This is a genomic window from Streptomyces ossamyceticus, assembly GCF_001418475.1.
GTDB lineage: Bacteria > Actinomycetota > Actinomycetes > Streptomycetales > Streptomycetaceae > Streptomyces > Streptomyces ossamyceticus.
Genome location: NZ_LIQX01000918.1, coordinates 1 through 4,399, shown reverse-complemented (window position 1 = coordinate 4,399; position 4,399 = coordinate 1). Strand labels below are relative to the sequence as shown.

Genomic DNA, 4,399 nt, shown 5'->3' with positions numbered 1-4,399 from the left:
CGCGGCCCCGCCCGCCGCGGCCCCGTCCATCGCGCCAACGTTCACCGTGGTCCCGTCCACCGCGGTCACGTCCACCGTCTTCTCCGTACGGCCGGTCATACCAGCGGCTCCTCTTCCGTGCTCGCCAGGATCTCCGCGATGTGGACCGGCCGCATGCCCGTGCGCAGCCGGGCCATGGTGCCGCCGATGTGCATCAGGCACGAGTTGTCGGCGGCGCACAGCACCTCGGCCCCCGTGGACTCCGCGTTGCGGACCTTGTCCCGGCCCATCGCCGCCGAGACGTCGGAGTTCTTCACGGCGAAGGTGCCGCCGAAACCACAGCACTCCTCCGCCCCCGGCAGCTCCACCAGCTCCAGCCCCTTCACCGCCCGGAGCAGCCGACGCGGCCGCTCGCCGAGCCCGAGACCGCGCAGCCCGTGGCAGGTCGGGTGATAGGTGACCTTGTGCGGGTAGTACGCCCCGACGTCCGTCACGCCCAGCACGTCCACCAGGAACTCGGTCAGCTCGTACGTCTTCGGCACGACCGGCGCGAGCGTGCGCGCAAGCGTGTCGCCGCGCCCCTCGGCCCGCGCCCGCTCACCCATCCGCGGATACAGTTCCCGCACCATCGCCCCGCACGACCCGGACGGCGTCACGATCGCCTCGTATCCGCCGAATACATCGGAGAACTTCCGGGCCAGGGGTTCCGCCTGGTGCCGGTACCCGGTGTTGTAGTGGGCCTGTCCGCAGCAGGTCTGATCCATCGGGAAGTCCACGTCGACGCCCAGTCTGGTCAGCAGTTTCACCACGGCGCGGCCGGTGTCTGGATAGAGCGTGTCGTTGACACAGGTCAGGAACAGAGCGACACGCATCGCGGCTCCTTGAGGGTCGATCATCGGATGAAAGCAGGGTACGACGCCAATGCCCGGAGGGCGAGAGGCCCCGCTGGCCGGAATCGCCGCGCGGGGCCCGCCCCGTCACCAGGCAGGGGAGGGCGCCGAGCAGGAAGCGCACCGGCGGCCGGAGCGGGCGTCCACCCGGCACAGACCGCCGGAGCGGGTGTCACCCCGCACGGGCCGCCGGGCGCCCCTCACGCCCGCGCGAGCCGGTCCTCCGCCGCGCGCCAGGCCGCCGGTTCGCCCTGCGGCTCGTACCGCACCAGCGGCTGCGTGCGGGCGACGAGCCGGCGCATCGAGGCCCGGTCGTCGACGACGCCGTGCGTGCGGGCCTGGACCAGGACGTTGCCCAGGGCCGCCGCCTCCGCGGGGCCCGCCACCACCGGCAGCCCGCAGGCGTCGGCGGTGAGCTGGCACAGCAGGGCGTTGCGGGTGCCGCCCCCGACGATGTGGACGACGTCCACCGGGTGGTCGGCGAGCGCCTGCGCCTCGGCGACGGCCCGCCGGTGGGCGAGGGCGAGGGAGTCGAGGATGCAGCGGGTGACCTCGGCGGGGGAGGAGGGCACCGGCTGCCCCGACTCCCGGCACGCCGCGGCGATCCGCTCCGGCATCCGGCCGGGCGCGAGGAACGCCGAGTCCCCCGCGTCCACGACCGACCGCAGCGCAGGCACCCCGGCGGCGGCCCGCAGCAGCTCCCCGAGATCCGGGTCCCCCCAGTCCCGTACGCACTCCTGGAGCAGCCACAGGCCCATGATGTTCCGTAGATAGCGGACCGTGCCGTCGAGCCCCAGCTCATTGGTGAAGTTGGCGGCCCGGCTCTCCTCGGTCAGCACCGGCGCGTCCAACTCCAGCCCGGCCAGCGACCAGGTGCCGGTGCAGATGTAGGCGAACCGCTCACCGGTGGCGGGTACGGCCGCGACCGCCGAGGCAGTGTCGTGGGAACCGACGGTCGTCACCGGCACCGGCCCGGTGAGCCCCGTCTCCTCCAGCACCCGCGGAAGCAGCAGCCCCGCCGGGTCGCCCGGCCGCCGCAGCGGCCCGAACAGCTCCAGGTCGACCCCGAGCTGCTCCGCCACGCCGTACGCCCAGTCACGGGTGCGCGGATCGATCAGCTGGGTCGTGGAGGCGTTCGTCAGCTCAGTGCCGACCTCCCCCGTGAGCCAGTACGACAGCAGGTCCGGGATCAGCAGCAGCCGCCTCGCATGCGCAAGCTGCGCGGAGGACCTGGCGGCGACCAGCTGGTACAGCGTGTTGAAGGGGGCGTACTGCAACCCGGTGGCCGCGTACAGCTCGGCGGCGGGCACGGTGGCCCACACCTTCTCGGCGACGCCCTCGGTGCGGGTGTCCCGGTAGTGCACCGGGTTGCCGAGGAGGGCCCCGTCGGCGTCCAGCAGGCCGTAGTCGACGGCCCAGCTGTCGATGCCGACGGAGTCGACCCGCCCGGCCGCCTTCAGCCCGTCGAGGACCCCCGCGTACAGGGCGAGCACATTCCAGCGCAGGCCTTCCGGCGTCCGCACCGGCCGGTTGGGGAACCGGTGCGCCTCGACCAGCTCCAGCGAGTCCCGGTTCACCCGGCCGACCATGACCCGCCCGCTGGACGCGCCGAGGTCGACCGCGGCGTACGACGTCACGGCCGGGCTCATCGCAGGAAGGCGGCGGCGACGCCGGCGTCGACCGGGACGTGCAGCCCGGTGGTGTGCGTCAGCTCGCCGCCGGTCAGCGCGAACACGGCGCCCGCGACGTGCTCGGGCAGCACCTCCCGCTTGAGGATGGTCCGCTGCGCGTAGAACTCGCCCAGCTTCTCCTCCTCGATGCCGTACGTCGCCGCCCGCTGGGCACCCCAGCCGCCGGCGAAGATGCCGGACCCGCGCACCACACCGTCCGGGTTGACCCCGTTGACACGGATGCCGTGCTCGCCCAGCTCCGCGGCGAGCAGCCGCACCTGGTGGGCCTGGTCGGCCTTGGTGGCGGAGTAGGCGACGTTGTTGGGGCCGGCGAAGACGGCGTTCTTGGAGGCGATGTAGACGATGTCGCCGCCCAGCTTCTGCGCGATCATCACCCGCGCCGCCTCACGCGACACCAGGAACGACCCGCGGGCCATGATGTCGTGCTGGAGGTCCCAGTCCTTGGCGGAGGTCTCCAGCAGCGGCTTGGAGATGGAGATCCCGGCGTTGTTGACGACGAGATCGACCCCGCCGAAGGCCAGCACGGCCGCCTTGAAGGCCCCGGCGATCTGCTCCTCGTCGGTCACGTCGACCGTCACGGCGACGGCCTTGTCGGCCCCGCCCAGTTCCTCGGCCACGGCGGCGGCGTTCTCGCCGTTCAGATCGGCGACGACGACACACGCCCCCTCCGCGACCAGCCGGTGCGCGATCGCCCTGCCGATCCCGCTGCCCGCGCCCGTCACCAGCGCCACCCGCGTGGCCAGCGGCTTCGGCTTCGGCATCCGCTGGAGCTTGGCCTCCTCAAGGGCCCAGTACTCGATGCGGAACTTCTCCGACTCCTCGATCGGCGCGTACGTGGAGACCGCCTCGGCGCCCCGCATCACATTGATCGCGTTGACGTAGAACTCGCCCGCCACACGCGCGGTCTGCTTGTCCTTGCCGAAGCTGAACATGCCCACGCCCGGGATCAGCACGATCGCGGGGTCGGCGCCGCGCATCGCGGGTGAGTCGGGCTCGGCGTGCCGCTGGTAGTAGGCCGCGTACTCCTCGCGGTACTCGGCGTGCAACTCCGTCAGCCGGGCGATCGCCGTGTCCAGGTCCGCGCTCGGGGGCAGGTCCAGCACGAGCGGGCGGACCTTCGTACGCAGGAAGTGGTCCGGGCACGAGGTGCCCAGCGCGGCGAGCCGAGGGTGCTCCGCGCTCGCCAGGAAGTCGAGCACCACGTCGGAGTCGGTGAAGTGCCCGACCTGCGGCTTGTCCCGCGAGGCGAGGGCCCGGACGTGCGGCGCGAGCGCGGCGGCCCGGTCCCGGCGCGCGCCGGCCTCCAGCGCCTCGTACCCCTCGACGACCGGCCCGAACGGCTCGGCCTTCCCCTTCTCCTGGAGGAACACCTCGGCGGTGCGGATGATGTGGAGCGAGTTCCGCTCGCACTCCTCGGCCGTGTCGCCCCAGGCGGTGATGCCGTGCCCGCCGAGCACACAGCCGACGGCCCCCGGGTTGTCCCGCTTCACGGCGGCGATGTCCAGCCCCAGCTGGAAACCGGGCCGCCGCCACGGCACCCACACCACGCTGTCCCCGAAACACTCTGTGGTCAGCTTCTCCCCGTCGGCCGCGCAGGCCAGCGCGATCCCTGAGTCCGGGTGCAGATGGTCCACGTGGGCGGCGTCCACGAGCCCGTGCATGGCCGTGTCGATCGACGGAGCCGCCCCGCCCTTGCCGTGCAGGCAGTAATCGAACGCGGCGACCATCTCGTCCTCGCGCTCCACGCCCGGATACACGTCGACGAGTGCCCGCATCCGGTCCAGCCGCAGCACGGCCAGCCCGGCCTCGGTGAGCGTCCCGAGGTCGCCCCCGGACCCC

3 protein-coding genes are annotated in these 4,399 nt (G+C 72.9%); all 3 read right to left on the bottom strand.

The features are described from left to right. Window positions 1-95: 95 nt before the first annotated feature. Window positions 96-851 carry a (Fe-S)-binding protein gene (locus tag AOK15_RS40530; protein ID WP_055524183.1) on the bottom strand — a complete coding sequence of 252 codons (756 nt, stop codon included), beginning with the start codon at window positions 849-851 and terminating at the stop codon, window positions 96-98. A gap of 218 nt (window positions 852-1,069) precedes the next feature. Next, window positions 1,070-2,518 carry a rhamnulokinase gene (locus AOK15_RS40525; protein WP_055524180.1) on the bottom strand — a complete coding sequence of 483 codons (1,449 nt, stop codon included), beginning with the start codon at window positions 2,516-2,518 and terminating at the stop codon, window positions 1,070-1,072. Next, window positions 2,515-4,399, bottom strand: a 1,885-nt coding sequence (locus AOK15_RS40520; RefSeq protein WP_055524177.1) for a bifunctional rhamnulose-1-phosphate aldolase/short-chain dehydrogenase, incomplete at its 5' end; no start/stop codon positions are given. The genes AOK15_RS40525 and AOK15_RS40520, both read right to left, overlap by 4 nt.

Coding starts and splice junctions, on each gene's coding strand:
- AOK15_RS40530 (WP_055524183.1), bottom strand. CDS start 851: ATGCGTGTCGCTCTGTTCCTGACCTGTGTCAACGACACGCTCTATCCA.
- AOK15_RS40525 (WP_055524180.1), bottom strand. CDS start 2,518: ATGAGCCCGGCCGTGACGTCGTACGCCGCGGTCGACCTCGGCGCGTCC.